The sequence below is a fragment of the Yinghuangia aomiensis genome (genome assembly GCF_039542225.1).
Classification (GTDB): domain Bacteria; phylum Actinomycetota; class Actinomycetes; order Streptomycetales; family Streptomycetaceae; genus Yinghuangia; species Yinghuangia aomiensis.
In genome coordinates, this window is the sequence record NZ_BAABHS010000003.1 from 304027 (window position 1) to 330811 (window position 26785).

Genomic DNA, 26785 nt, shown 5'->3' on the forward strand with positions numbered 1-26785 from the left:
TCCCGCCAGGTCATCAACGGAGGACATCTCTGTCCCGCAACGGCTCTTGACGATGCGTCAGGCCGGGCACAGAATCACCAATCTCAGCCAGTCGTTTGATCGACATGCCGCCCGGGGGAGGCGTGTCGGCCCGGCCGCGGGCGCCCGGTGGGGGCACTGCGGAACGGGTTCCGCACGGCAGTTCTCGCACATCACGTACGGCAGCACCGCACTGGAAACGATCTCGTCCGATCCGTCTCCGTCAGGTGAACGACCGAATTCCGCCAGGCACCGTCCCGGCGGTCCGTGAGGGGGAATTCATGCCACGTCTCCTGCGCGCCGTGGGGCTGGTGCTCGTGCCGGTCCTGCTGGTGGCCGGCTGCAACTCGTCGACGGCGAAGAAATCCGATGCCCCGCAGGGCAGTCAGGCCGCGAGCGGTCCGGCGTCCACCGACCCGATCAAGATCGGCGGCGTGGTCTCCAAGACCTCGGCATCCGGCTACACCAAGAAGGACACCGACCTCGGCGCGAAGGCCCGCTTCATGCTGGCCAACGACGAAGGCGGCGTCAACGGCCGCAAGATCGACTACATCGGCGCCGAAGACGACGGGCAGGACCCTGCCCGGACCGTCACGGCGGTGCGCAAACTCGTGCAGCAGGACAAGGTGTTCGCGGTCGTCCCGGTGAACACCACGACGATCTCCGGCTCGGCCGACTTCCTCCAGCAGAACAAGGTGCCCTACATCGGGTGGGGCACGCTGCCCGCGTTCTGCCAGAAGGAATACGGCATGGGCTACAACGGCTGCCTGGTCCCGGGCCCCGGCGGCAGCGTCAACACCTCGTGGCCGGGCCTGATCACCGCGGTCCTGGGCGGCAATGCGCAGGGCAAGAGCGTGGCGCTGATCAGCCAGGACACCGACGCGGGCAAGTTCGGTCTGCGGACCTACCAAGTGGCCTTCCCGCCCGGCGGCTTCACGGTCTCGTACGCGAAGGCCACGGTGCCCGGGCAGACCGTGCCCACGGACTGGAGCCCGTGGGTGAACGAGATCATGTCGAGCAACAACGGCAAGGCGCCCGACGTGGTCGTGTCGATCATGCAGACGCCCGCGAACATCGGCTTGTTCACCGCGCTCAAGCGGGCCGGCTACCAGGGCATGCTCACCGACGCGACGGACTACGACCCGGCGCTGCTCAAGCAGGCGTCGTCGAAGGACGCGCTGCAGGACGTCCAGGTGTTCGTGCAGAACATGCCGTTCGAGTCGGACGCCCCGGACATGGCCAAGTTCAAGGAGTACATCTCCAAGGCGAACGGCTCGCCGGTGACCGAGTGGAACCAGTCGATGATGGTCGGCTGGAACTCCGCGGACCTGTTCGTGTCCATCGCCAGGAAGGCCGGGCCGAACCTCACCGTCGACTCGTACCAGGCCGCCGCGCAGAACTTCCAGGACAGCTACGCCCTGGTCGGCGACCGCAAGTTCCCGCAGGGCCGCAAGGACTCCTTCGGCTGCGGCGCGATGGTGCAGCTCAAGAGCGACCAGTACCGGATCACCGCGCCGTACAAGTGCTACCCGACCGTGCCGTTCACCTGACGGTGCCGCCGGGGCCCGGGTGCCCCGGCAGGGATCCCGGTCCGGCCGCCGCACCCCGGCGTGTCGGGCGGGCCGGGACCCCGTCCCCGCCGTACGCCGACCGTCGAGGGAGCGTCACCGGCACATGAGCGAGTTCGTCGCGTTCGTCATCAGCGGCCTGGTCACCGGGGCGATCTACGCCCTGCTGGCCTCCGGCCTGGTCCTCGCCTACTCGGCCTCGGGAGTGCTGAACTTCGCCCACGGGGCCACCGCTTTCCTGTCCGCGCTCACGTTCTACGAACTCCACGAAGGACTCGGCTGGCCCGCGGTACCCGCCGCGCTGGCCACCGTCTTCGTGTTCGCGCCCGCGCTCGGGCTGCTCCTCGACCGCGTCATGTTCCGCAGACTGGCGGCGCTCGGCGAGATCCCGCAGATCGTCGCGACCATCGGCCTGCTCGTGGCGCTGCCCGCGCTCGGGCTGTGGATCGTCAAGCTGCTTACCGACGCGGGCGTCGATCTGGCGCCCGCCGAGAACCAGTTCGGGCTGCCCGGGGTCGGGCCCAGCCCGGCGAAGCACTGGAAGCTCATGCACGGCGTGGGCATCGACTCGGACCAGCTCATCACCTGGATCGTCACCGCGGTCGTGGCGATCGCGCTGTGGATCCTCATGCGGCACACGCCGCTCGGGCTGCGGCTGCGCGCGTCCGTGGACAGCCGCACGCTGACCGAACTGCGCGGGGTCAGCGCCGACCGGCTGTCCGGGATCGCCTGGATGATCTCGTCGGGCCTCGCGGGCGCGGTCGGCGTGCTGGCCGTGCCCATGCTGTCGCTCAGTTCGGTCGACTACACGCTGTTCCTGTTCGTGTCCGCGGCCGCCGCGGTCCTCGGCCGCTTCAAGTCGGTGCCGATCGCGTTCGGCGGCGGCCTGCTGCTCGGCGTCGTGCAGAACCTGGTGGCGGGCTACGCGCCGTCGTGGACCGAGAAGATCACCGGGTTCCGCACGTCGGTGCCGTTCGTGCTGCTGTTCGTCGGCCTGCTGGTGCTGTCGCGGTCCAAGCGCAGCGCGGGCACCGCGGCGGTCGACGCGCCGCCGCCCGACTACCTGGCGGGGATGCCGCCGCTGCGGCGCTGGGCGCCGTGGATCGCCGCGTGGCTGTTCGCCGCGGTGAGCCTCTACACCTGGACCACCGCTTTCTGGATCGGCCTCATCGCGCAAGGGCTCGCCGCCGCATTGGTGTTCCTGTCGTTCACCGTGGTGACCGGGCTCGGCGGCATGGTGAGCCTGGCGCAGGCCACGTTCGTGACGGCGTCGGCGCTGACCGCGGGGCTGCTGATGAGCCACGGGGTGTCGTTCTTCCTCGCGCTGGTCGCGGGGACGCTGGTGGCCGTCGTGCTCGGCGTGGTGGTGGCGCTGCCCGCGCTGCGGCTGTCCGGGCGGATGCTGGCGCTGGCGACACTGGCGCTGGCGTTCCTCGGCGACCAAGTGCTCTTCCAGATGCGGTGGTTCCGCAACGGCGACGCCGGGTGGGCCGTCCCGCGGCCGGTGGTCGGGCCCGTCGACCTGAACGACGACCGGGCGCTCGGCCTGGCGCTGCTGGTGATCGTCGCCGCGGTGGTGGTGCTGGTCCGGAACCTGGAGAACTCCGCGTCCGGCCGGGCCATGCTCGCGGTGCGGTCCGCGCCGCCCGCGGCGATGGCGTCCGGCGTGTCGATCGTGCGGACGAAGCTCGCGCTGTTCGCGATCTCCGCGGGGATCGCCGGGTTCGGCGGCGTGTTCTGGGCGTCGTTCAACACCCGTATCACAGCGGGTGAGTTCACCGCGATGAACGGTCTGGTGTGGTTGGCGATCGTGGTCGCCGCCGGGATCCGGCGCCCGCAGTTCGCGGTGGTGGCCGGGCTGACGTTCGGGCTGTTCCCGCACGTCATGGAGGAGTACGTCACCTCCTCGCCGCACGTCCCCGTCATCCTGTTCGGTCTTGCGGGCCTGGCGCTCGCCGGGAACCCGGAGGGCTGGTGCGTGCAGATGGCCGAGGCCGGGCACACCCTGCGGGCCCGCATCGGCGGGGGCGGTAAACCGTCGGTCCCCAAGCCGCGCGTTGCGGTGGCCGAGCGGCCCGAGGAACCCGCCGCGGCGAACGGGCACGGGGCGGATGTGCTGCTGCGCCTGCGCGGCATCCGGGCCGGCTACGGTGACGTCGAAGTGCTGCACGGCGTCGACTTGGACGTCCGCGCCGGATCGATCCTGGCGCTTCTCGGTGCCAATGGCGCGGGCAAGTCGACGACGTGTGCGGTGGCCGCCGGGCTCGTCGTCCCGACCTCGGGCACCGTGGAACTTGCGGGCCAGGGCGACGTGATGCGCGACATTACGCGGCTGTCGGCAGTGCGCCGGTCCCGTGACGGTGTGCTGCTCGCACCGGAGGGGCGCGGCATCTTCCCGTCGCTCACCATCGACGAGAACCTGGCGATGTGGCTGCGTTCCGCCGACGAGCGCGCCCGGGTGTACGAACGCTTCCCGGGCCTGGCCGCGCGGCGCAAGGTGCCCGCCGGATCGCTGTCCGGCGGCGAACAGCAGCAGCTCGCGATCGCGCCCTTGCTGGTGCGTCCGCCGCGCGTGCTGATTGCCGACGAACCGTCGCTCGGTTTGGCGCCGCTGGTGGTCGAGGAGATCTTCCGGTTCGTCGTCGAACTCCGGGACATGGGGGTGGCGTTGCTGCTCGTGGAGGAGAAGGCGTCGGAGATCCTCACGGTCGCGGACGAGGTGGCGTTCATGAGCGTCGGCCGCGTGTCCTGGCGCGGGCCCCGCGCCGAGGTCGACGAAGCACGGCTGACCGCCGCGTATCTCGGCATCGAAACCGCGGATCGCGACCGGGCCGACCGGGCGGCCGCGGCAGTGCGGGACGAGGTGACGCCGGCATGACGCAACTCGGCACCGAGGCTCCCCAGGCGGGTCCCGGCTCGGCGGCGGTGCTGCGGGCCGCGCACGTCGGCGTGCGGTTCGGCGGCATCACCGCGCTCGACGACGTCAGCGTGGAGGTGCGTCCCGGCGAGGTGTGCGGGCTCATCGGCCCCAACGGCGCGGGCAAGACGACGCTGTTCGACGTGCTGTCGGGCATCCGGCGACCGGATTCCGGCGTCGTGGAGTTGGGCGGCGCCGACGTGTCGGCGCGCGGTCCGGTGTGGCGGGCCCGGCACGGGATGCGGCGGACGTTCCAGCGGCAGCAGTTGTTCGGGCGGCTGACCGTGCTCGACAACCTGATCGTGGCCGAGGAATGGCGCGGCGGAGGCGGCGGCATCGCGGCGGACCTGCTGGCGCTGCCGTCCCGGCGCCGCCGCGAGCGGGAGCGGCGGGCACGGGCCGAGGAGGTCCTCGGCCTGTGCGGGCTCGCCGAACTGCGGGACGTCCACGCGGGCACGCTGCCCGTCGGCCAGGCGCGGATGGTCGAACTCGCGCGTGCCGTGGTCGACACCCCGCGGGTTCTGCTGCTCGACGAACCCGCCTCCGGGATGTCGCAGACGGAGAGCGGGTGGCTCGGCGAGGTCGTCCGGCGGCTGGTCGAGCACGAGCATTGCGCGGTGCTGCTGGTCGAGCACGACGTGGCTTTCGTCATGGGGCTCGCCTCCCGGGTCGTCGTGCTCAACCTGGGCACGGTGCTTGCCGAGGGCACTCCGGCGGAGGTGCGGGCGAACCAGGCGGTGCGGGACGCCTATCTCGGCGGGAGCTGAACGCACGTCGGTGGGGCGGGCCTTCGCGGCCTGCCCCACCGACGTGTGCGTTCGTGCTCCCTATTCCCTGCTCCCTATTCCTTGGTGCCGATCGCGTCCGCCGGCCGGGTGCGCAGCGCGAGCCGGGCGGGCAGTGCGGTCGAGGCGAGGGCGAGGGCCGCGCCCGCCGCGACGATCGCGGCGTAACCGAGGAGCGGTATGGAGGGGGTGCCCGAGCCGGTCATGCCGGTCGCGTAGGCGCTCAGCGTGGCCCACGCCACCGCCGTGCCCAGCGCGATGGCCACCAGAGCGGTCATCAGGGTCTCCCAGCGGACCATGCGCAGGATCTGCCGCCGGGTCATGCCGACGAGCCGCATCAGTGCGAACTCGCGGGACCGGGCCGCGGTGGCCATGACCAGCGTGTTGACCACGGCGATCGCGGTGAAGGCGATGATCAGGCCCATGGCCACGTAGTTGATCTGCGCCTGCGTGCTCTGCTGGTCCTTGCGCACCGCGTCGACCTCGGCCCGGTCGAGGACCCGCACGCCCGGGACGGCGCGGACGGCGGCGTCCAGTGCGGCGCGGGGGCTGTCGGCGACCACCAGGACCTGCGCGGCCAGCGGGTTGTCGACGTGCGCCGCGACCAGGTCGCGGGACATCGTCAGGTCGCCGAAGCCGAGGCCGCGTTCGTAGACGGCCGCGACGGTGAGCGGGACCTTCGTGCCGTCGCCGAGGGTGACCACCAGCGGGTCGCCCGGGTGGACGTGCTTGAGGCGTTGGACCTCCTTGCTGACCGCGACCGTGGTGTCGGACAGGTCGGCGAGCCGGCCTTCGGTGGTCTTCAGGTCGAGGACCCGGTCGATGCCCGCGGCGGTGACGCCTTGGGCGGGGAACTTGTCCGCGCCGGCGCGCACGGTGGTGTGCACGACCTCGGTGGCGGCGGTCACGCCCGGCACGGCGCGGACCGCGTCCACGGCGCTGCGCGGGACGCCGGGGCCCGCGGAGGCGACCACGTAGTCGGCGCGGCTTCCTGCCGCGACCTGCTCGTCGGCGGCGTGCGCGACGGTCGTCTGGGCGAACAGGATCGTCGAGCTCATCGCCACGGCGAGGGCGAGCGGGGTGACGACGGCGGCGGTCCGCTGGGCCCGGGCGCGGTTGTTGCTCGCCGCGAGCCGGCCGGCGACCGGCGAGACCAGCCGCATCGGGACGGCCAGCACCGCGGTTGCCGCGCGGGCCAGCAGTGGGCCGAGCAGCGCGATCGCGCCTGCGGCGAGGACGACGGACAGGAAGGTCACGGGCGTTGCCGCGGCGTCGGTGTGCAGGACGCGCACGACCAGGACCAGGACGACGTACCCGACGGCGAGCAGCACGCCCAGGAGCGTGCGGACGACACCCAGGCGGGGCGTCTCGACCGCCGCGTCCGCGAGGGCTTCCGTCGGGCGGATACGGGCCGGGCGCCGCGCGGAGATACGCGCCGCGGCCCAGCCGGCCAGCGTGGTGGTCAGCACGGCGGCGAGCAACGGGAAGGGGCTGAGCGTGAGGTCGAGGGTGCGGGGCATGGCGCCGACCGCGACGAACCGGGCGTATATCCAACGGGCCAGGCCGAGTCCGGCGAACGTGCCGACGGCGCTTGCCGCGAGGCCGACGAGGAGCGCTTCGAGGCCGACCATGCGGCGGATCTGCTTGGGCGTGGCCCCGACCGCACGCAGGAGGGCGACCTCGCGGCGGCGCTGCTGGAGCGACAGACCGAAGGTGCCGGACACCACGAGGATCGCGACGAGCAGCGAGGTGCCGGCCATCGCGCCGCCGAGGCTGACGAGGGTGACGCGGGCCTTGCGGGCGTCGAGGAACTCCGCGGGGCCGCGGTCGTCGCCGGTGCGGACCTGCGCCCCGGTGCCGCGCAGCGTCGTGCGGATGTGGCCGGCGACCGCGGCGGAGTCGGCTCCGGGGGCGAGGCGGATGCCGAGGGCGGCGACCTGGCCCGGGTGCGCGGCGAGCCGGGCGGCTTCCGGGGCGGCGAAGAACAGCGCGGACTGCCGGGTGAGTTCGGGCTTTCCGGCGGGGGTGGCGAGGCCCGAGACACGGTAGACGGCGGGCGCTCCGGTGGACTGGACGGTCACCCGGGCGCCGACGCCGAGGCCGGCGCGGGCGGCGAGCCCGGCGTCCAGGACGACCTCGTCGGTGGCCTGCGGTGCCTGGCCTGCGGAGAGCGTGAACGGGGTCAGGACCGCGGAGTCCCAGGCGTGGCCCCAGGACGGACCGCCGTCGGGCCCGTCGAGCGGCGCGCCGCCCGCGGTGAACACGGTCGCCGGGAAGGTCAGTTCGGGGACCACCGCGGCGACGCCCGGGATGCCGCGGAGCCGGTCGGCGGTGTCGGCGGCCAGCCAGGCACGCTCGGTGAGGGGCTTGGCCTTGTCCTTCTCCTTGCCCTTCTTGTGCTTCGTCCAGTGCAGGTTCTGGTCGGCGGTGACGACCACGGGGGTGCCGGCGTAGCGCTCGGTGGGGATGCCACCGCGTATTCCGGTCTCCAGGAGGGCACCGCACGCGGTGACGAGCGCGGCGGCGCAGAAGAGCGCGACGAACGCGCCGATGAAGCCGCCCTTGCGGGCGCGCAGGGTCGACCAGGCGAGGGCGAACATCACGCCTCCTCGGGCGATGCGGGGGAGTTGGGGGGCTCAGAGGACTCAGAGGACTCAGAGGACTGGGGGGTCTCGGGGACTTCGGGGTCGGGCGAGGGGAAGGCCAGGAAGCGGGTCTGGACGGTGCGGACGTCCGGTGCCGCGGCGCCGTCCGGGCGCTTGTAGCGCTTCACCAGGGTGATGAACTCTTCGAAGAAATGGCGGAGTTCCTCGGTGGTGACGTGGATGGTGCCGCGCGAGTAGGGGGTGTCCGCCCACGGGTCGTCGGCGCCGGTCGCGTCCTGGTGCCGGACGAAGTCGGCGAGGTCGGCGGCGAACGCCTGGCGGGTCATCTCGTCGACGGCCGCCCGGATTTCCGGCGACTGCGCGGCACGTGGCGGGAAGCGGAGGTCCTGGCGGACGGCCTGCCACCAGCGCTCCCGGCCGTGCGGGCTGTCGATCTCCTCGACGAAGCCGTGCCGGGCGAGTTCGCGCAGGTGGTAGCTGGTGGCGCCGGTGTTGAGCGCGAGGGCGCGGGCGAGGCCGGCGGAGGTGGCGGGGCCGTGCGCGGCGAGGTGCCGCATGATGCGGCCGCGGCGCGGGTGCGCGAGCACCTTGAGGGCGGCGAGGTCGTTCAGCTCGCGGGACGGGGGACCGCCCGGGGCGGGGTCGGTCGGCGTGGTGGCCATGCAGGTAACGCTACGTAGTGCACAAGTATCTGTGCACTGGAGCCAGCACCCCGGTTCCGTTCGGGGGCTGGCCCCAGTGCGCCGCCGGCCGCGGTTTGTGCGGGCGGCGGCGGTGGAGGCTACGCGCCCGTGGCCGACGTACGGGTCGTGACCGCGTACACGTTGGCGTCGACGCCGATCAGCTTCGGCAGGTAGCGCTCGTTGAACGCGTCCTCGTACGGCATCTTGCGGTGCGCTTCGAACAGCTCGGGGGTCTCCCAGGCCTCGAAGAAGCGGAAGGTGTTGGGGCGCTCGATCTCCTCGGCCCACCAGTACTCGACGCAGCCGGCGTCCTGGCGGCTCAGTTCGCTGACCGCGCGGAGGCCCTCCAGGACCTCGTCGCGGTCTTCCGGCTTGAACGACAGAAATCCGCTGATGACCAGCATGTTCTTCCTCCGTGGCGGCAGTCGCGGGCAGTGCGTGGCGGCGCCGTGGGAGGCGCGCCGGGCGCCATCCTGCGGGAGCGCGCGCAAAGTCGGAAGAGGAATCCGGGGTCCGGGACCCTTGCGGAATTCATACCCCCATAGGGTATTTTTCCCGGGTCGAAAGCCCCACCGGAAGAGGAGAAGGTCATGTCCGGATCCCAACCGGTGCCGGCGTCAGCGCCGGAACGGCCACCACGAGCGCTTGGGCTCCGGCGGGCACGCGCAGCGCTGCGCCTTCGGCACGCCGGAGAGGACCTGGTCGACGTGCTGACCGCACCCGGCGTAGGTGGCCTTCCCGCACTTGGAACACGCGACTCGACGGCACACGGCGGCGATCCTTCCCGGAACCCGAGGACGCGGCCGGACGGCCGCTCCCGTCAGGATACCCTGGGGGGTAATTTTGGCGGCGATCCCGGGCAGGACGGGACAGGCGCGGGGCGTGCCCCGGCAGGCCCCGCGGCGGTGTCGGAGGGGACCGGTAGCGTGCCGCGGATGAGTATCGAACGCATCGCGGGCAGCGGCGCCGACGTCGCCGTCCGTTTGTCGCCGGAGGCCGTCGAGCGCGTGCAAGGCCTCATCGGTTTGGGCCTCGCCGCGTCGCTGGAGGACTACGTCGCCGACTCGGTCCGGAACCGGCTCGCCGGGTTCCAGGAGATCGGCGCCGGAATCACCGGCCATCCCGAGGGCGACCCCAAGGAGTGGGTGGTTCCGCACCGCCGCTGACGGCGCACCGGCCGCGCCCGCCCGGGCGCGGCCCCGTGGCTCACAGCGCGGCCGTCGCGTGCCCCCGGACCCGGTGCCCGGCCGGCTTGGCCGTCGGCCTGCGTTCCCGGCCGACCAGCAGCGACGCCGGGGACCGCCCGATGAGGTACGCCGCCGCGCCGGACAGCCCGGCCACGATGCCCCACAGCACGAGCGTGGCGGGCAGCGGCGGCAGCGGCAGCCACGCCGTGTAGCCCGACATCTCCAGCAGCCGCAGCACCATGGGGTGCACCAGGTAGATGCCGAACGCGATGTCCACGCCTCCCGCCACCGCGGCGCGGCCCGGCGCGCCGTGCGCCGCCCACCGGGCGCAGAGCGCGTACAGCCCCCACACCACCGCCGCACCCCACAGCAGGCTCACCGGCTGCAGCGCGTTGGAGGCGGCGACCGGGCTCATGCCGTCGGCCATGTTCCCGCGGAAGGCCGCGTAGGTGACCGCCAGGGCCGCGACGACCACACCCGCGCAGAGGCGCGTGTGGGCGCCGACCCAGCGGTGGAAGGCGTCGAAGTGCACGGCCGCGAGGGCGCCCGCGACCAGGAAGAACGCGTAGGTCGGGAAGAACGCGAAGCCGTGCTCGCGGTAGAACTCCGCGGGGCCCCACCCCAGCGGATCCGGCGCGAAGACCACGGCCAGCGAAGCGGCCTGGAGCACCGCGGCGCCCGCAAGCAGGCGCCCGTGCCGGCCGCGCGTCCGCCGCACCAGCAGGCGGAACAGCGGGAACAGCACGGCGACCTGGAGCGAGACCAGCAGGAAGTACAGGTGGTACCAGGCGCCGCCCCAGACGACGACGTCGCGCAGGTCGTGCACGGCGGCTCCGGGGTCGTGCGCGATGCGCCAGCGGTCCCCGAGCGACCAGTAGGCCACGCTCCACGCCAGGTAGGGGATGCCGATGAGCCGCAGGCGGCGGCGGATGAAGCGGCCGGGGTGCAACGGGCGGTCGTACCAGGCGTAGAACAGCACGAAGGTGCTGACGAAGAAGAACACCATGCGCATGCTGTGCAGCATCAGCTGCCCGAACGAGGGCGCGGCCCCGGGGAACGGGTAGGTCGTCCCGCTCGCATGCACCAGGACCACGGCGAGAAACGCCACGACCCGCATCAGGTCGACGTGCGTGAGATGGGCCCGCGCCGTGCGCGGGCCGGATTCCCGGTCGCGCGGGGCCTGCCCTCCTTTCCCCGTCACCGGGAGCAGAAGGGCCTGGTCACCGCCACGACTCGGGATACTCACCCCTGCACCATGCAAGACGCAGGTGAGTGCCCCATGAGAGCCTGCTGGGAGCCACCTGAGTGCGGCCTCGGACGAAGCGCCATATATTTTATGGACTCAATCAAGTTTCTGGGGCGGCGAGGAGGAGCCGGTGGCGGACGAGTGGGCCAGTGGCGCCGAGCAGATCCAGTCCGCGGTGGAAGCCCTGCTGCGCTTCCATACCAGCCGCCGCATGCACCTCAGCCGCGCCGCGGCGGCCGGGGTCCCGCTCAACGACTCCGCCTACGTGGTGCTGCGCTACCTGAGCCGCCGCGGCCCGTCCTCGGCCGCCGCCCTCGCGAAGAACACCTCCACCCAGCTCGCCACCACGTACCGCGCGATCGACCAGCTCCTCGCCGACGGCTACGTGGTCCGCGTCCACGACCGGCCCCGCAGCCCGGTCGCGCTGTCCTCGTCGGGGGAAGAGGCAATCCGGCGGCTGTCGCTGGTGACGGTCCGTCACCTGGACGCGGTGCTGGCCGCCTGGAACCCGGACGACCGGGAGCGCTTCGCCGGGCTGCTCACGGCCTTCGTCCGGGACGCGGCAGCCATGTCGGACACCCTCGCGAGCTCGCCGCACGCTGCGCAAGCGTCCTGACCGTCCGCCGGTACGCGGCTTACGCAGGTCTCGGGCCTCTGGTCTGCATCACCGCGTCTCGGCGGCCCGCGCCACGACAACTCGGCGTGCGCTCACGGCAGGTCGGGGGTCGGTGGGGGAGAGGGAGGCGCGGCGGGGTCGCGCGGGCGGCTCGGCGGTCCGGGAAAGGCGTCCTCCAGCACCGGGATGCACGGCGAGAGCAGGTTCTCGGTGTGCTCGGTCACGCGCCCGCGGACCATCCGCAGGACGCGTACCTCGTTCTCCTGCCCGGGCGCCTCGTCGTCCCGTACGTGCAGGAGGCCGTAGGAACCGGGTGCCCGCTCCCCGACTTCGCGGAAGAACGCCGGGATCGCGGCGTCGCGGTGGTTCGGGGACCCGCCCATGTGGAGGAACGCTTCGCCATTCATCCAGCGCAGGTCGAGCAGATAGGGGCTGTCGAGGTCCCGGATCCGTGCCTGGAGGTCGGCGACGAGCGCGTGCAGCCGGCCGTCGTCGCCTTCGTCTTCCGCTTCGGCGCTCGACTGAACGCTGATCCACCCGTGGTACTCGAACATGGGCCGGGACCCTATCGGGAGCGTCGGTCGGCACGATGTCGTTTGTCCGGTCGGCGCGGCCTGTGCGGGCCTCGTGCCCGTTCTCCGGGGAAGGCCTGCCCGTGATGCTCGGCATGGGCGCGGGTCGTCCAGGCGGTGAGGTCGGCCCCGCGGCGTTCGCGGTGCGGTCGGGGCGGCCGCCGCACGGCGGGGACACCGGACCCCGTGGACCGTGCCCGTGCGGACGAAGTCGTCTCGCTGTGGCGGCTCGGACCCGCGTGACGGGTGCTTGCCCCCAATGAGTGTGTGCACTTGGCGCGCGCCGGGTCCGGGACGAGGCCGTGTCGTCGGCATGTCCCGGACCCGCGAGCGGGTTCACCGGTGCGGCCCCGGCGTCACAGTCCGGCGGGGACCTTGTCGAGGAAGCCGTGGACGGTGGTGATGCGGCCGGTGGGGTCGAGGGCGACGACGTCGAAGCCGATGGCGAGGGCTTCGCCGCCTGCGGGGCCGAGGTGCCACGGGAAGCGGGCGATGTCGTGGTGGCCGTCGACGGGGCCGCCGAGGGTGAACACCAGCCCGGCGAACTGGCCTTGGACCGCGCCGATGACCGTGTCGATGCCGTCGTGCCCGGCGACCGCGGCGAGCGGGTCGGTGTAGGTGGCGTCGGGGGTGTAGGCGGCTTCGACGAGCGCGCGGCGCTTGACGGCGTCGGTCTCGTTCCAGGCGGCGAGGTACCGCTCGACGGCGGCGGCGAAGTCGACGGCGGGGGTGGTGGTCATGGCGGTGTGTCCTTCCGTTTCTCCCGGCCGCGGTCGGAGGGGGTCCGCCGGGCCGGTCCGCGGCCCCCGGTCACGGTGTTCCGGGGCGCTTTCCGCAGGTCAAGAAGTTACGGAGGATCACGGGAGGCGGAATCAGTCACGCATAGGTACTTGCCGCGCGGTGGGCCGGTCAGTACAGGCGACCGCCGCCACATCGTGCCGGGTCCCTGCCGCGGCCTCCCGCGGAGGCCGCCGTCGGCGTCAGGCGGCGGCGATTCCGGGGCCGTGCGGCACCGGGTTGCCGGCGCCCGGCCGAGTGAGGGCGATCACAGCAATGTCGTCGACCAGTTGATGCGTCCACTCCTGGACATCGCGCTCCAGATGCCCCAGCAGGTGCTCGGGCACGAGGGATGCCGAGGCGGCCAGACGTTCGGTGAGCGGGTAGAACTCGCCCGAGGAGTTGCGGGCTTCGCTCAGACCATCCGTGTGCAGCACCAGCGTGGCATCCGCGGGCAGCAGCACCGGCTCGGGCCGGGGCCCGCCGCCGAGCGCGCAGAGCGTGCCGAAACCGAGCGGCAGCAGCGTGGACGTCCGCACCTCGCGAACCCCGTCGGACGAGACGACGAGCGGCGCCAGGTGGCCGCAATTCACCATCTCGAACGAGTCGTTCGCCTCGTCATGCTGCACGATCAGCGCCGTGGCGAAGAGTTCGTCGTCCTCGCCGGCCGCCGCCGAACGCGCCAGCTGCCGGTCGAGGTGGCAAACGAGTTCGCCCAGGTCGGCGATGTCGTGGGCCTGGCTGCGGAAAGTCCCCAGCAGGTCGGCCACGGTCTGCACGGCCGCGAGCCCCTTGCCGCGCACGTCGCCGATCAGGATGCGGGCACCGAACGGGGTGTGCACGGCCTCCACGAAGTCCCCGCCGACTCCGCTGTCCGCGGTCGCCGGCTGGTACAGCCCCGCGAGCTGCAGCCGCCCGAGGGCCCGCGGCACGCTGTGCAGGACGGCATGCCGGAGCGCCGTCATGCTCCGCTGCAGCCGCGCCAAGCGCTCGGCCTGCTGTCGCCGGGTCAGCATCGCCAGTCCGGCGGCCACCCCGACGCCGAGGCAAACCAGCCCGGTGACGGGGCGATTCGCGCGGTCGGCGCCGGCCAGGCCGAGTACTGCCAGGTACTGCAGCCCGGTCACCCCAAACGTGGCCATGGCGACCGCGGGGCGGCCGGCGACCACCGCGGCCAGCGCGGCGACCCCGATCCCCGCCCACAGGCGCGACTCCGCATCCAGGGCTTGGGCGACGGCCGCGCCGAGCAGGACCGCCGTCGGGTGCAGGGCTGCCGAAGCCCCCAGGCGAGATCGCGGGACCCTGGCCAGGAACGCGGCCAGCTGCGGCACCATCGCGGTCATCAGCCCGAACCCGGTCAAGGCCGCAGCGAAGCTGCACATGCCCACCGAGGCCCACCCGGAGCCGGGGACGTCGCGCAGCAGAACCAAGCCCACCGCGGCCATCGGGAAGCCGACCGAGCAGCCTGTGAGCGGTGTCACGGACCGGCGTTGCACCGTCAAGCACGCCGCGATGCCGCCTACCGAGAAGGCCGAGACCGCCACTGTGGACCCGGTGAGCGAAGCCCCCGAGCCCAACGTCAAGGGCGTCACGATCGCCGGGACCAGGAACTGGGCGAACCCCAGCACCATGCCCGACGCCAGCGCGCACGCGGACGCCCGTACAGGGAACCCCAGCCTGGTGTCACGGCCGACCCCCGACGCGCGCGCCCGCAGGAAGCCGACGGCCGCCGCGCCCGCCGCGCCGGCCAGGAACAGGAGCACCCACCGGTCCGTCCAGCCGCGCACCGGGACGAGGTACAGCCCCGAACCCAGCGCCGCGGCCGCGGTCGCGCATGCGGCGAGCACCGAGTCGATGGGCTTGCCCGCACGCGGGGCGGCCGCCTGCGGCAGAGCCCATCGGGCAGCCGCGCATGCGGTGACGGCAACGGCGGCCAAGAGCAGCGCGGTCGCCCGCCACCCCAGAACCGAGATCGCCGGCCGGGCCAGGTGGACGGCTGCGAAGTAAAGCGCCGTGACCAGCGCGATCCAGCCGCCCACCACTCGGCTCATCCGGCCGGGCAGGTTGAGTGCCGAAACCGATGCCAGCGAGGTGATGAACACCGCTGCGGATGCGGCGCTGACGAGCACCCGCGCCGTGAAGTACCACGTCGGGCCGGTCGAACACGCGAGGGCGACATAGCCCGCCGCCAATGCGGCGAGCGACCAGCGCACGACGCGGCGGCGGCCCCACACATCACCCGCCCGGCCCGCCCCGTACAGGGCGAGGACGCCGACGGCGACGATGATCACCTCGGCCGTGGCCACGTCGCCCGGGGTGAGGCCAAGGTCGGCGCGGATGTCGGGCAATGCCGCGGCGCGCAGTACCGGGCCGATCACGTAGACCGAAGCCGCCACCGCCAACAGCACGTACACCGAGCGCCGCACGGGGCCCGCCGATGCGGCCGCGGCCAGTGGGGAGTGCTGCCTTACCAGGGCCTCCGACACAGGCTCTTCCTCCTCGCTTCCCCCTTGGACCGAATACGCCGTGGCCCGGGAAAGGGGCCGTCAGAAGGCAGTGAGTTCCCACAACCAGGAGAACAGAAATGTCCTATTTGCACCAATTTGACTTGGCGTGTGATATGTGAACGAGCGGCAGGGCTTGGGCGAGGCCGGTCGGTCGGCGAGTTGTGCCGAGCGCGCGGTGATGGGCCAGGCTCCGGCCCCGTGCATTTGCGTGTGGGGCGCTCGGGCCCACCGCTGAGTGCCGTGATGCCGTGCGCCATGGCCGTACAGGCGAAACCCCGGCCCGCATGCGTGGGCCGGGGTGTTTGGGGTGGGCCGCCAGGGGATCGAACCCTGAACCCGCGGATTAAAAGTCCGCTGCTCTGCCAATTGAGCTAGCGGCCCGTGGGCGTGGTGTGGGGGTCGTCCGCACCGTGCCCAGGGGGAAGCGTACCCGGATCGTCCTGCGGATGTGCGGGGGTATTCGGGTGGCGGCGCGCGGGGGTCGCCACTGTGGGTGGTGGCGGGCGGCGGGGGCGGGCGCGAGCGGTGGGCGGGCCGGCGGATCCGCGGGGGTCGCGGGGGAAATGGCGGGGTTGGCGGTTTCGTGACTCTCCGCGCCGCGGGGTGGGTTATGACAGGCGGGCGGACTGGGAATTGGGGGCAGATGTCGGAATTCCCGGTTCCGGTCCGCCGCCGGGTTCTGACGCACGGTCAGGAAGTTGGTTGGGGCACGGACCTGCGTATTCACGGGGTTTGGGAATTTGTCGCCATGGCGAGAGGGTATCTGGAGTTACTTTCCGTAATTTGCGGGTTTTTGAACGATCTTGCTTTATTCGCGCTATTGTTCCGGCTGGTGTGTTTGGCACGTCGTAATTCCTTCTTCAGGCTTCGGGCAGCGTCGGGGGACGAGGAACGATGGCGAGCAGACAACGACGGCACGGACAGGGTTCGCGGCATCGCCGAGTGGGTTCGGTGGATCCGCGGGACCAACTCCGAGAGCCGCCGGCCGGGGTGCCGTGGTCGGTGCAGCCGGTGTCGGCGGCACGTGGCGGTGGGGCGCAACGGGCTGCGGCATATCAGGCCGCCCCGGGCAGGACGGCGGCGCCGACAGGTGCGCCACCGGGCTATGGCGACCGTCGGCCGGGGCCGCCTCCGCGGCCCCGGCAGAGACCGGGCGCCGCGCGGCGCCGTGGTCGCGGGCGGCTCTTCGTGTTGACGGCGATCGTCGCGGCGTTAGGCGTGGCCGCGGCTTATCTGCTCGTCAATGGATGGCCGGGTTCCGGGCACGGCGGCGGGAAATCCGCGGCGGCGAATGCGTGCGACGGCGTGAAGCCGGTGAGCGTGGTGGCTTCCCCGGAATTCGCGCCGGTGGTGAACGCGGTTGCCGGGAACGTGAATCGGGCGCACGGATGCACCGCGGTGGAAGTGTCGGGGCGGCCGGCCGCCGACTTCCTCGGCGGGTTGCGGGCCGGTACCGGGACGGCGCCGGATTTGTGGATCGCCGATTCCTCGATGCGGCTGCAGGAAGCCGCCGCGGCGTTGGGCGACCGCAATCCGTATCCGCTGACCGGCGTGCCGGTCGCGTTCACGCCGCTGGTGGTCGCGGTGCCGGAACGGCTGGCCGCCGACCAGAAGTGGTTGGAGAAGCCGCCGGACTGGGTCACGTTGCTCAACCGGATCGACGACCACACGATCCCGCGGTTCACGGTCAGCAGTACACACACCACCGAGGGCCTGCTGGGTGTCGTCGCGGTCAGCGCGTCGATGGCGAAAGCCAACGCGGATCCGACGGTCGCGGCGATGAAGACGTTCGCGTTCCGCAGCAACATCACGGACGCCGAGACGTCGGCCGCGGCCCTGTTCACGAAGTCGAAAGGCATGTCCGATTCGCAGCAAGTGCTCGACGGCGTAGGTGCGTTCGTGGTGACCGAGCAGGCGCTGTGGGCGTACGACAACGACCATCCGGCCGTGCCGTACGTCCCGCTCTACCCCTCGGGCACGCTCATCCAGGCCGACCACCCGGCCGTCCTGTCGCGCGCTGCGAGCGGTGACAAGCGGGTCGCGGACCGGGCCAACGAGGTGCTGGGCGCGCTGCGTTCCCCTGACGGGGTGAAGGCGTTGGCGGCGTCCGGGTTCCGCGGCCCCGACCAGCAGCCGCCGGCGAGCACCCTGGCGACCGTGCGGTACGCGCCTCCCACGCCGGCGAGTGCGCCTGCCGGCGACCTGTCGCAGGTCGCCAAGCTGGTGCAGGCGTGGGCGGACTACAAGCCGATGCCGTTCCGCGTGCTGATCCTCGTCGACGGCTCGGGTTCGATGAACGAGCCGGTCAAGGGCAAGGACGGCAAGACCAAGGCGGACATCATGCGCGCGTCGAGCGTGGAGACCACGCAGCTCCTGGGCAAGACGACCGAGGTCGGCGTCCGGCAGTTCGCGGTGTCCCCCACACAGAAGGGCCCATGGGTCGAGAAGGTGCCGGAGGGTCCGCTCGAGGAGAAACTCGGGCCGCTGACCCGCAAGGACCAGACGACCCAGACGCTCAGCAACCTGACCGCCCAGAACGGCGCCGGAACGCCGCTCTACCGGTCGCTGCTGGACGGCATCGCGGACGCCCAGAAGTCCTACAACCCGAACGCGGTCAACGAGATTTTCCTGCTGACCGACGGGAAGGACGAGGACACGCCGTTCAGCATGTCCAAGCAGGCGTTCCTCACCGAACTGCAGAAGCTCCAGGACCCGAAGAAGCCGATGCCGGTCTTCGCGGTCGGTTACGGCGCGAACGCCGACATGGCGATGCTCAACGACATCGCCAAGGCCACCGGCGGCCTGGCCGTGCCGTCGATCGACCCCGGCGACCTCGTCAAGGCGATCGCGCAGATCTTCGTGCACCAGCGGGGCACGGGCTGATCGAACCCCGCCGCCGCGCCGGCCGCCCACCTCGTGAGGGGGGCTACGGCGTGGCGGCGGGTGCGACCGGCGACGCCGCCGGGTCCGCGGCCTGATCCGGGCCGGACGCCGCCGGACCCGCGGCGGAGGTCGCGGCGGGCGTCGGAGCGGGGCTCGGCGGCTCGTCCGGGGCCGGGCGCGGCCTGAACCGCCCCGATGCCACCGCCGCGTCCGCGAGCCGGGCGGGCAGACCGGGGCCGGCCAGCGCCTCGACGTCCTCCACGCGCAGCGTGTCGCCGCATTCCGCGCAGACCACCTGCGCGTGCGTCTCGTGGCCGCACGGCCGGTGCCGCAGCACCACCGGGGCGCCCTCGTCGTCGGCGAGCCAGGTGTCGCCCCACGCGATGATCGCGGCGAGCACCGGGAAGAAGTCGCGGCCCTTCGCGGTCAGCACATACTCGTGGCGCAGCGGCCGGTCCTGGTAGGGGACGCGGTCCATCAGCCCTTCGTCCACCAGCCGGTTGAGGCGCTGCGCCAGCACATTGCGCCCGATGCCCAGGTTGCGCTGGAACTCCTCGAAGCGGCGGCTGCCGAACACCGCCTCGCGCAGCACCAGCGGCGTCCACCAGTCGCCCAGCAAGTCGACCGCGCGCGCGATCGAACACGGCCAGCTGCCGAACGGGGTCCGCTTCATGCCCGCCACAGTAGCCCGTCACCCCGCCGAAACCGACCTGCTAACGTCAGTTGCTCTAACGAACTGAGCAGGTCGACACGGCGTGCCGCGCGCGCATTGGGGAGTCGGCCCGAATCGGAGGCGATCGGCGTGGCAGGCTTCGCAACCGCGACCGCGGTGACACCGGCGGCCGAGGACGGCGCATATTCCGTCGACCTGGACGCGGCGTGGACGATCGGCGGCAAGCCCAACGGCGGCTATCTGCTCGCCGCGATGGCCAAAGCCGCACTCGCCGAGGCCGCCGCTTCCGGCTCCCCGCACGTGCACCCGCTGACCGCGGCGGCGAGCTACGTCGGCGCCCCCGACCCGGGCCCCGCCGAGGTGCACGTCGAACTGCTGCGCACCGGCCGCACGGTCACCCAGGTACGCGCCCGGATGCTGCAGGACGGGCGGACCTGCATCGAAGCTTCGTTCACCCTCGGCACGCTGACCCACGGCAGCGAGCCTTGGTGGGGCGTCAACCCGCCCGCGCCGCTGCCCGCGCCGGAGCACCTGATGCGCATCCCGTCGCTCGAACCGGTGAGCGGGCTCGCCCTGCCGGTCATGGACGAGGTGGTGCTCGAACTCGATCCGGCCGGGCTCGGGTTCGCCGTCGGCGCACCCGCGGGCGCGGGCGAGTTCGGCGGCCGGGTGGCGTTCGCCGACGGGCATGCCGCCGACCCGGTGTCGCTGCTGTTCTTCGCCGATGTCCTGCCGCCGGTAACGATGGACCTCGGCGCCTTCGGCTGGGTGCCGACGCTCCAGCTCACCGTATACGTGCGCGCCGTCCCGTCCCCCGGTCCGCTGACCGTCCGGCACCACGCGCGGTTGATCGAGGGCGGGCTGATGGACGAGGTCTGCGAGATCTGGGACGCGGCGGGCCGGCTCGTCGCGCAGTCCACCCAGCTCGCCTCGCCGCGGCTGCCGGACGGGCCGCCCGCGGGACAGGTGGCGCAGGAGGCGGCGGAACGCTGAGGCGTGCCGCTCGGCGCCCACGCGTCGGACAGCGAAAACGGCGGTGGGGCCGTTCCGGATGGTCTCCGGAACGGCCCCACCGCCGTTCGTGTTGCCGGCCGTCAGCCGTCAGCCGTCAGCCGTCAGCCGTCAGCCGTCAGCCGTCAGCTCTTCCAGCGCGGCTTGCGGTCGCCCTCGCGGCGCGGCGGACCGTCGTGCCGGTCGTGGCGCGGACCGCGGTCGTACGAGCGCTCGCCGTAGGAGCGCTCGCCGTACGACGGACGCTCCCCGCGCGGCCGGTCGTTGTAGGGCCGGTCGTTGTACGGGCGGTCGCTGTGCGGACGGTCACCGCGCGGGCGGTCGCCGTACGCCGGACGGTCGCCCCGGTCCGAACGCGGGCCGCGGAAGCCGCCGCCCTCGTGCCGGTCGCGGCTGAAGCCGCCGCCGCCCGCCGGGCGGCCGCCGTCGCGGAAACCGCCCTCGCGGCGCGGACGGTCGCCGCCGTAGGTGCGCTCGCCATAGGACGGGCGGTCGTCGCGGCGCGGGCCGCGCTCGTCGCGGTCGCGGCCGTAGGAGCCGCGCTCGCCGCGGTCCCGGTCGTACGAACGCTCACCGCGGTCGCCGCGGTCGTACGAACGCTCGCCACGCGGTCCACCGCGACGCTCGCCGCGGTCACCACGGTCACCACGGTCACCACGGTCGTACGAACGCTCGCGCGGCGGACGGGACTTCTCCTCCGCCTCCGCGCGCTTCGCCGACTCGGCGAGTTCCACGGCCTTGCGGCGCAGTTCGGCCGCCTTGGCCTTCAGCTCGATGATCCGTGCGGCGAGACGCTCGGCCTCTTCCTCGGCCGCGACCGCGGCGTCGGCGACCGACTGCGCCTTGACCTCGGACAGCGTGCGCGCACCGGTGATGCGGCGCATCTCCGGGTCGCCGCTGCCGGTCACCCGGATCCGCTCCGGCTCGACGCCCGCGGCCTCCATGAGCCGGTCCACCGACCGGCGCTGGTGCGGCAGCGCCAGCGTCACGACCGCGCCCGCCTCGCCCGCGCGGGCGGTACGGCCGGCGCGGTGCAGGTAGTCCTTGGGGTCGCCCGCCGGGTCGACGTGCAGCACCAGGTCGATGCCGTCCACGTGGATGCCGCGCGCGGCGACGTCCGTGGCGACCAGCACCGGCGTCTGGCCTTCCTTGAACTCGGCCAGCGTGCGGGTGCGCGCACCCTGCGTCATGCCGCCGTGCAGCGCCTCGGCGCGCACGCCCGCTTCGCGCAGCTGCGCGGCCACCCGGTCGGCGCCGAACTTGGTGCGGACGAAGACCATGGTGCGGCCGCGGCGCGCCGCGATGGCGGCCGTGACGTAGACCTTGTCCTTCGGCTGCACGGTGAAGACGTGGTGCGTCATCGTGGTGACGGACGACGCGTGCGGGTCGACCGAGTGCGTGACCGGGTCGGTCAGGTAGCGCTGGACGATCGCGTCGACGCCGTTGTCCAGCGTCGCGGAGAACAGCATCCGCTGGCCGCCGGCCGGAACCAGGTCGAGCAGCGCGGAGACCTCGGGCAGGAAGCCCATGTCGGCCATCTGGTCGGCCTCGTCGAGGACCGCGATCTCGATCGCGTCGAGCTGGCACGCGCCGCGGTCGACCAGGTCCTGGAGACGGCCCGGGGTGGCGACGAGGATCTCGACGCCGCGCTCCAGCGCCATGATCTGGCGCGGCATCGACATGCCGCCGCAGACCACCTTCATGCGCAGGTCGAGCACCCGGCCGTACGGCTCGAGCGCGTCGTGCACCTGCATGGCCAGTTCGCGGGTCGGCACCAGCACCAGCGCCAGCGGACGCTTCGCGCGGGCCTTGCGGCCGCGCAGCCGGGTCAGCGTGGGCAGGCCGAAGCCGAGGGTCTTGCCGGAGCCGGTGCGGCCGCGGCCGAGGATGTCCCGCCCGCCCAGCGCGTCCGGCAGGGTGGCCGCCTGGATCGGGAAGGCGTTGCGGACGCCGCGGCGGTCGAGCGCCTCGACGAGCGCGTCCGGCACGCCCAGCTCGGCGAACGTGGGGCCGGAGACGACGGGCTCGGCGGCCTCTTCGGCCTCGGCTTCGGCGTCGTCTTCGGTGTCGGCTTCGGCGTTGTCGTCGTCGGACTCTTCGTCCGCGGCGTCGGTGTCGGCGCCGGCTTCCGCGCCGGCTTCTTCGTCGGTCTCGGCGTCGACGGAAGCGTCGGCCGAGGTGTCGGCGGCTTCGGTCGAGGCGGTCTCGGCCTCGGCGGCCGCGTCCGCCGCGCCTTCGGCGGCGGTGTCGGCGGTCGTCACGACCGCCTCGTCGGTGTCGGCGTCCACGGGCATGGGCGTGACAGAGTCATGGGACAGCGGGGGCATGCAGAACCTTCCGAATACGGCACGTCGGAGGTCCGCAGCCCGGAACCGGTCGCATGTCACCGCGACCTTCTGCTGAGCACCTGAACGAGCCTGGGAGACGTCGCGCTTTCGAGCCGACGTCCGGAGATGAACACGAGCGATCTATCAGACTACAGGACGCCACGGCCCCCGTTGGCCGCCGGGACCGCCGGCCGTTCCGGTACGGGACCGGTGACACCCCTGCCGACCTGCGGTTTCACCCCGCTCAGGAGGCCGGCGGAAAGGGCCGGGCCCGCAGGTAGTCGACCCGCACGCCGGAGCCTTCCCGCACCACGACCAGCCGGGGCCGGTCGTACGACCAGCGGTCCGGCAGCAAATACAGCCGGCCGTGCGCGCGCCGCAGCAGGCGCAGACCCGCGTACCGGTAGCGGTACGGCGAATCGGCTCCCGTGAGCACGTCCACGGTCACCCCCTGGTCGGCGGCGACCCGCAGGTCGTCCGCGGAGTACACGACGACGGCGGTGCGCGTCGGCAGCTGCTTGACCATGCGCAGCGCCGCCACCTGCCCGTCCGCCTGTGCGTAAGCGCCCAGTGCCCAGAACAGGCACAGCACCACCGCGGCCGAAGTCAGCACCACCGACAACGACCACGGGCGCACGCCCATTCCCGTCGCGCGGCGATGCGTGCCGACCTGGCGGGACAGCAGCACGCCGTACGCCGTCACCAGCACGCCCGCGGCCAGCGCCAACGGAAGCAGCAGCGGCCAGAACTGCGGCCGATGCCCCGGCCACCGGAACAGTGCCGCCCACGTCGCCACCGGGATCAGCAGCCATGCACAGCGCAGGAACCGGCTCACGAACGCCGCGGCCCGGCGGTGCCGGCGGAGCGGGACGAGGATGTACGGGTGCGCCATGCGGGCCGCGAGCAGCACGCCGACGACCGCGAGCATCGGTTTGTACAGCGTGTCGACGCTGCGGAGCAGGTACTCCTTCGTGGTGAAGCCGAGCACGTCCTCGTCGAAGCCGAGGAAGTCCGCCATCGCGGCGCTGCGGGCCCAGCCGAAGTAGTACAGCAGGGCGAACAAGGCCAGCGCGGGCGCGGCCAGGATCAGCATGACCTCGAACGGGCTTCGAACGGTGCGGACTTCGTTTGCCGGCGGAGTCTCGGCCCGGACCGGTTCGAGTTCGCCGCGGCTGTCGGTGCCGTGCCGGCCGCGGCGTAACTCCAAGGCGGCGCAGGGCTTTTGGACGCCTACCGGCTCCAGCGCGGAGCTGTCGCAGGGACCTTGGTGCGGATCGGCGGGGTGGTCGGCGGAGGGGATGGGCGTCGGCGTCGGCATCGGTGCCGAGGCCGCTTCCCGGAACCAGGCCATGGGCGGATAGGGCGCCGGGTCGTAGGTGGCGCCGGGGGCGTAAGTGCCGAAGCCGAGGCCTCCGCCGAAACCCCCGCCCATGCCTCCGCCGAAGCCCGCGTGGTCGTCCGCGACGGGGGTGGGGGCGACGCCCCAGGAGTCGCCGGATGCGGGGTCGGACGGGTCGGACGGGGCGGACCGGGCGGTGCCGCGGCCGAGGAAGGCCGCCGGGGCGTCGGGGTGAGGCGTGCCGGTCCGGGCGGCGGACCTCGGGCCGGGTGCGGGGGGCGTATCGGCGACGGGTTCCGCGGGCGGCTCGGGTGCCGTCGTCCACGGGGACGCCGAGGGCGCGGAGTGCTCGGACGGATCCACCGCGGGGTCGCTGCCGGATGTGTCCGATGTATCCGACATGCCCGACGGGCCCGGCGTGCTCCGGTGGGGGCTCCATGCCGTGTCCCGCGGCTCGCGCGGGCCCGGGACGTCGGCTGCTTCGCGGCCGTCCCGGGTGGCGCGCGTGTCCCGGGGGGACTCCTCGACCGTGCCGGTGATCACCGCCCGGGGGCGCAGTTTCACGAGCCGGACGGTCGTCTCGGCCTCCTCGTCCGGGTCGACCACCGGCGGACCGTCCTCGCCGGGCGGCACGCGCAGCGCGCCGCGGGCCCGGGGGACCGCGGCGGCGACCATGCGCTCCGGACCGAGGTCGTCGTCCGGTGCGGACGGGCCGGGGCCGCCGGAGCTGCTTCGGTCCGCGTGGCCGCGGTGTTCCGTGCGGCGGTCGCCGTGGTGTTCGCCGCGGTGCCCACCACTCCGCGGTTCGTCGGTCCGGCCGTCACGCCGGCGCTCGCGGGAGTCGTCGTGGGGCGGGTCGTCCGGCCTGCCGGACTCCGTCCACGTGCCGACGCGCAACGGGGGTTCCGCACGGAGCCGTGCCTCGTGCGGGAAGGCCGGTTCCTCGAACTCGCGTGCCCCCCTGACGTCCTCGCCCATGTGGCCCCTCCGCGCGCCCTGAATCGGTGTCAGGATCCTTGGCGGCGGCGGGAGGCACGAACCCTTCCGGCCACCCGCATCACTCGCACGGGTGAGATGGTCGTCAACCCCACAAATCGACGGATCGAGTGACGGGCGCGGATCCGCCCCGGCCCGTGCGGGTGGGCCGGTGCGGCGTAGGTCGGCGAGGGCGGACCGATGCCGGTGGGTTGGTGTGTCTGTGGGCCGGTGCGCGTGGCCGTCGCGACAGACGTGGCGCGTCGCCCTAGCCCCAGATCGCGTCGGCGAGGGCGACGCCGGCGAACGCCGCGGCGATGCCCGCCGCGAGACTCAGCGCCACGTTCCCGAGCGCGGCGCCGCGGGCCCCGTCCTCGGCCAACCGGAGCGACTCGAACGAGAACGTCGAGTAGGTCGTGAGCGCCCCGCAAAAGCCCGTCCCGACCAGCAGTTGGACGTTCGACGACGCCGCGCCCGCGGCCGCCGCCCCGGTGAGCGTCCCGAGCACGAGGCAGCCGAACACGTTGACCAGCAGCGTCCCCCACGGGAACTCCCCGGCCCCGCGCTCGCGCATCCGGGCCTGCACGGCCCGGTCCGCGAGATACCGCGCCGGAGCGCCCACCACGGCCCCCGCGATCACCATCAGCCACGTCACGCGGCCACTCCCGACTGCGCCCCGGTATGCCGGGCCGCGAACCGCCGGATGGCGGTCGCCGCGGCCCACACGCACACGAGTGCGGTGACGAGGGTGCCGGCCAGATAGGCGACGGCGGTCGCGGGACGATCGGCTTTCACGAGGCGTTCGATGTCGACGGCGTACGTCGAAAACGTGGTGAAGCCGCCCAATACGCCCGTCCCGAAGAACGGCCGGACCAGCGGGTGGGCCTGGTACAGCTCGGTGACGACCACCAGGAAGACCCCGATCACCGCACAGCCGACCGCGTTGACCGCGAACGTCGTCCACGGGAACGCCCCGTGCGCGGTGGGCCACAGCCGCCCCGCGCCGAACCGTGCAGAGGCTCCGATCGCCCCGCCCAGCGCGACCACGGCGACGATCGCGGGGAGCCCGACGGTGGGGAGGGTTCCGTCGAAGTCGATGTCGGGGTCGACGGGCTCGGGGTAGGCATGGGGGTGTGCCGGGTGGTCCGGACGGTCCGGATGTTCCCGGTGGTCCGGGAGGGCGCCGTCGTCGGCCGCGTCGGCCGCGCCGGGTTCCGGTGCCCGGTCCGGAGCGCCTGCCCCGGCTGCGTCCCCGGACCGGCGGCCGTCCCGTGCTGCAGGCCCCGTCACCCCCGTCGCGTCCTCGGCGCCGGCCTCGTCACCCGTACCCAAGCTCGTGCAGCCTCTCGTCGTCGATGCCGAAGTGGTGGGCGATCTCGTGCACGACCGTGATCTCGACTTCCTCGACCACGTGCTCGTACGTCTCGCTGATCCGGAGCGTCGGGTTCCGGTAGATCGTGATGCGGTCGGGCAGCACGCCCGCGTACCAGTCCCCGCGCTCGGTGAGCGGGATCCCCTCGTACAGGCCGAGCAGCTCCGGCCCGGCCGGGTCCGGCTCGTCCTCGACGAAGATCGCGATGTTGTCCATGAGGGCGGTCAGCTCGGGTGGGATCCGGTCGAGGGCCTCCGCGACCAGCTCCTCGAACTCCTCCCGCGACATCTCCAGCACGCCCCCATTCTGCGCGCCCGGACCGCCCGCCGGACACGCGCCGGGCCGCTGCCTCGGGGTGGTCGCGAGGCACCCCGAGAGGGCCCCGGAATCCGTTTTGCTGTTCCGGCGGATCACCCCGTATAGTTCTGACCGTCCCCGACGGCAACAAGACGCCGGACGGCCGCAAAGCCCTCATCGTCTAGTGGCCTAGGACGCCGCCCTTTCAAGGCGGTAGCACGGGTTCGAATCCCGTTGGGGGCACGAACGAAGCCGGACAGCCAGTACGGTAGAGTGAAGCAACACCGGGTCGGAAGGAACAACCGGCCCACACAAGTGAATCAAGGTCCTGTGGAGCAGTTTGGAGTGCTCGTCACCCTGTCAAGGTGAAGGCCGCGGGTTCAAATCCCGTCAGGACCGCTTGGAACGATCCGCCGCAAGGCGGAT

The 26785-nt window shown here is 72.7% G+C and carries 20 protein-coding genes and 3 tRNA genes; 9 read left to right on the top strand and 14 right to left on the bottom strand.

Annotated features, from left to right (window positions below; translation table 11 throughout):
* The first annotated feature begins 299 nt into the window (after positions 1–299).
* From ABEA93_RS05810 to ABEA93_RS05820, 3 genes are all read left to right on the top strand, one after another.
* Positions 300–1568: an ABC transporter substrate-binding protein gene (locus tag ABEA93_RS05810; RefSeq protein WP_345674188.1), complete on the top strand. Its 1269-nt coding sequence runs from the start codon at positions 300–302 to the stop codon at positions 1566–1568.
* Positions 1569–1692: 124 nt separating this feature from the next.
* Positions 1693–4464 (top strand): ABC transporter permease subunit, encoded by a 2772-nt coding sequence (locus ABEA93_RS05815; protein WP_345674189.1) that lies wholly within the window; start codon positions 1693–1695, stop codon positions 4462–4464.
* Positions 4461–5270: an ABC transporter ATP-binding protein gene (locus ABEA93_RS05820; RefSeq protein WP_345674190.1), complete on the top strand. Its 810-nt coding sequence runs from the start codon at positions 4461–4463 to the stop codon at positions 5268–5270. Before ABEA93_RS05815 ends, ABEA93_RS05820 begins: the two co-directional genes overlap by 4 nt.
* A gap of 74 nt (positions 5271–5344) precedes the next feature.
* Here ABEA93_RS05820 and ABEA93_RS05825 read toward each other — a convergent pair whose 3' ends face one another.
* From ABEA93_RS05825 to ABEA93_RS05835, 3 genes are all read right to left on the bottom strand, one after another.
* Complete coding sequence (locus tag ABEA93_RS05825) at positions 5345–7888, bottom strand: FtsX-like permease family protein (protein ID WP_345674191.1); 2544 nt, start codon at positions 7886–7888, stop codon at positions 5345–5347.
* Complete coding sequence (locus tag ABEA93_RS05830) at positions 7888–8556, bottom strand: ArsR/SmtB family transcription factor (RefSeq protein WP_345674192.1); 669 nt, start codon at positions 8554–8556, stop codon at positions 7888–7890. The genes ABEA93_RS05825 and ABEA93_RS05830 overlap by 1 nt, the downstream gene beginning before the upstream one ends.
* 119 nt (positions 8557–8675) lie before the next feature.
* Positions 8676–8981 (bottom strand): putative quinol monooxygenase, encoded by a 306-nt coding sequence (locus ABEA93_RS05835; RefSeq protein ID WP_345674193.1) that lies wholly within the window; start codon positions 8979–8981, stop codon positions 8676–8678.
* Positions 8982–9512: 531 nt separating this feature from the next.
* Between ABEA93_RS05835 and ABEA93_RS05840 the strand changes: the two genes are divergently transcribed.
* The gene (locus ABEA93_RS05840) at positions 9513–9743 is read left to right on the top strand and encodes a hypothetical protein (RefSeq protein WP_345674194.1); all 231 of its coding nucleotides are present in this window, start codon (positions 9513–9515) and stop codon (positions 9741–9743) included.
* 40 nt (positions 9744–9783) lie between these two features.
* On the opposite strand, the gene ABEA93_RS05845 is transcribed toward ABEA93_RS05840, so the two are convergent.
* Positions 9784–10965, bottom strand: a complete 1182-nt coding sequence (locus ABEA93_RS05845) for an acyltransferase family protein (protein WP_345674195.1) — start codon at positions 10963–10965, stop codon at positions 9784–9786.
* A gap of 175 nt (positions 10966–11140) precedes the next feature.
* Here ABEA93_RS05845 and ABEA93_RS05850 point away from each other — a divergent pair, with 175 nt between their 5' ends.
* Complete coding sequence (locus ABEA93_RS05850; RefSeq protein ID WP_345674196.1) at positions 11141–11626, top strand: MarR family winged helix-turn-helix transcriptional regulator; 486 nt, start codon at positions 11141–11143, stop codon at positions 11624–11626.
* Between the two features lie 92 nt (positions 11627–11718).
* On the opposite strand, the gene ABEA93_RS05855 is transcribed toward ABEA93_RS05850, so the two are convergent.
* The 4 genes from ABEA93_RS05855 to ABEA93_RS05870 form a co-directional block, all read right to left on the bottom strand.
* Complete coding sequence (locus ABEA93_RS05855; protein ID WP_345674197.1) at positions 11719–12180, bottom strand: Imm7 family immunity protein; 462 nt, start codon at positions 12178–12180, stop codon at positions 11719–11721.
* Between the two features lie 374 nt (positions 12181–12554).
* Complete coding sequence (locus ABEA93_RS05860; RefSeq protein WP_345674198.1) at positions 12555–12938, bottom strand: nuclear transport factor 2 family protein; 384 nt, start codon at positions 12936–12938, stop codon at positions 12555–12557.
* Positions 12939–13178: 240 nt separating this feature from the next.
* Positions 13179–15461 carry an MFS transporter gene (locus ABEA93_RS05865; protein ID WP_345674199.1) on the bottom strand — a complete coding sequence of 761 codons (2283 nt, stop codon included), beginning with the start codon at positions 15459–15461 and terminating at the stop codon, positions 13179–13181.
* A gap of 329 nt (positions 15462–15790) precedes the next feature.
* Positions 15791–15863, bottom strand: a tRNA-Lys gene (locus ABEA93_RS05870).
* Positions 15864–16670: 807 nt separating this feature from the next.
* Here ABEA93_RS05870 and ABEA93_RS05875 point away from each other — a divergent pair.
* Positions 16671–18365 (top strand): substrate-binding domain-containing protein, encoded by a 1695-nt coding sequence (locus ABEA93_RS05875; protein WP_345674200.1) that lies wholly within the window; start codon positions 16671–16673, stop codon positions 18363–18365.
* A gap of 43 nt (positions 18366–18408) precedes the next feature.
* On the opposite strand, the gene ABEA93_RS05880 is transcribed toward ABEA93_RS05875, so the two are convergent.
* Positions 18409–19038: a winged helix-turn-helix transcriptional regulator gene (locus ABEA93_RS05880; protein WP_345674201.1), complete on the bottom strand. Its 630-nt coding sequence runs from the start codon at positions 19036–19038 to the stop codon at positions 18409–18411.
* Positions 19039–19167: 129 nt separating this feature from the next.
* Between ABEA93_RS05880 and ABEA93_RS05885 the strand changes: the two genes are divergently transcribed.
* On the top strand, positions 19168–20031 hold the full coding sequence (locus tag ABEA93_RS05885) for a thioesterase family protein (RefSeq protein ID WP_345674202.1): 864 nt from the start codon (positions 19168–19170) through the stop codon (positions 20029–20031).
* A 143-nt stretch (positions 20032–20174) separates the two neighbouring features.
* Here the strand turns inward: ABEA93_RS05885 and ABEA93_RS05890 are convergent, their stop codons facing one another.
* The 5 genes from ABEA93_RS05890 to ABEA93_RS05910 all read right to left on the bottom strand — a co-directional run bounded on the left by ABEA93_RS05890 (position 20175) and on the right by ABEA93_RS05910 (position 26350).
* On the bottom strand, positions 20175–22343 hold the full coding sequence (locus tag ABEA93_RS05890; RefSeq protein WP_345674203.1) for a DEAD/DEAH box helicase: 2169 nt from the start codon (positions 22341–22343) through the stop codon (positions 20175–20177).
* 277 nt (positions 22344–22620) lie between these two features.
* Positions 22621–24693 carry a hypothetical protein gene (locus ABEA93_RS05895; RefSeq protein ID WP_345674204.1) on the bottom strand — a complete coding sequence of 691 codons (2073 nt, stop codon included), beginning with the start codon at positions 24691–24693 and terminating at the stop codon, positions 22621–22623.
* A 265-nt stretch (positions 24694–24958) separates the two neighbouring features.
* Positions 24959–25345, bottom strand: a complete 387-nt coding sequence (crcB, locus tag ABEA93_RS05900; protein WP_345674205.1) for a fluoride efflux transporter CrcB — start codon at positions 25343–25345, stop codon at positions 24959–24961.
* Positions 25342–25788, bottom strand: a complete 447-nt coding sequence (gene crcB / locus ABEA93_RS05905; protein WP_345674295.1) for a fluoride efflux transporter CrcB — start codon at positions 25786–25788, stop codon at positions 25342–25344. Before crcB (ABEA93_RS05905) ends, crcB (ABEA93_RS05900) begins: the two co-directional genes overlap by 4 nt.
* Before the next feature lie 220 nt (positions 25789–26008).
* Positions 26009–26350 carry a metallopeptidase family protein gene (locus ABEA93_RS05910; RefSeq protein ID WP_345674296.1) on the bottom strand — a complete coding sequence of 114 codons (342 nt, stop codon included), beginning with the start codon at positions 26348–26350 and terminating at the stop codon, positions 26009–26011.
* Positions 26351–26529: 179 nt separating this feature from the next.
* Here ABEA93_RS05910 and ABEA93_RS05915 point away from each other — a divergent pair.
* Positions 26530–26602, top strand: a tRNA-Glu gene (locus ABEA93_RS05915).
* 81 nt (positions 26603–26683) lie between these two features.
* Positions 26684–26758, top strand: a tRNA-Asp gene (locus ABEA93_RS05920).
* Positions 26759–26785 lie beyond the last annotated feature (27 nt).

What these genes read in the sequence shown, in the direction of transcription:
- ABEA93_RS05880 (WP_345674201.1), bottom strand. Translation starts at nt 19,038, where the DNA reads ATGAAGCGGACCCCGTTCGGCAGCTGGCCGTGTTCGATCGCGCGCGCG.
- ABEA93_RS05895 (WP_345674204.1), bottom strand. Translation starts at nt 24,693, where the DNA reads ATGGGCGAGGACGTCAGGGGGGCACGCGAGTTCGAGGAACCGGCCTTC.
- ABEA93_RS05810 (WP_345674188.1), top strand. Translation starts at nt 300, where the DNA reads ATGCCACGTCTCCTGCGCGCCGTGGGGCTGGTGCTCGTGCCGGTCCTG.
- ABEA93_RS05840 (WP_345674194.1), top strand. Translation starts at nt 9,513, where the DNA reads ATGAGTATCGAACGCATCGCGGGCAGCGGCGCCGACGTCGCCGTCCGT.
- ABEA93_RS05830 (WP_345674192.1), bottom strand. Translation starts at nt 8,556, where the DNA reads ATGGCCACCACGCCGACCGACCCCGCCCCGGGCGGTCCCCCGTCCCGC.
- ABEA93_RS05860 (WP_345674198.1), bottom strand. Translation starts at nt 12,938, where the DNA reads ATGACCACCACCCCCGCCGTCGACTTCGCCGCCGCCGTCGAGCGGTAC.
- ABEA93_RS05910 (WP_345674296.1), bottom strand. Translation starts at nt 26,350, where the DNA reads ATGTCGCGGGAGGAGTTCGAGGAGCTGGTCGCGGAGGCCCTCGACCGG.
- ABEA93_RS05835 (WP_345674193.1), bottom strand. Translation starts at nt 8,981, where the DNA reads ATGCTGGTCATCAGCGGATTTCTGTCGTTCAAGCCGGAAGACCGCGAC.
- ABEA93_RS05820 (WP_345674190.1), top strand. Translation starts at nt 4,461, where the DNA reads ATGACGCAACTCGGCACCGAGGCTCCCCAGGCGGGTCCCGGCTCGGCG.
- ABEA93_RS05890 (WP_345674203.1), bottom strand. Translation starts at nt 22,343, where the DNA reads ATGCCCGTGGACGCCGACACCGACGAGGCGGTCGTGACGACCGCCGAC.
- ABEA93_RS05825 (WP_345674191.1), bottom strand. Translation starts at nt 7,888, where the DNA reads ATGTTCGCCCTCGCCTGGTCGACCCTGCGCGCCCGCAAGGGCGGCTTC.
- ABEA93_RS05855 (WP_345674197.1), bottom strand. Translation starts at nt 12,180, where the DNA reads ATGTTCGAGTACCACGGGTGGATCAGCGTTCAGTCGAGCGCCGAAGCG.
- ABEA93_RS05815 (WP_345674189.1), top strand. Translation starts at nt 1,693, where the DNA reads ATGAGCGAGTTCGTCGCGTTCGTCATCAGCGGCCTGGTCACCGGGGCG.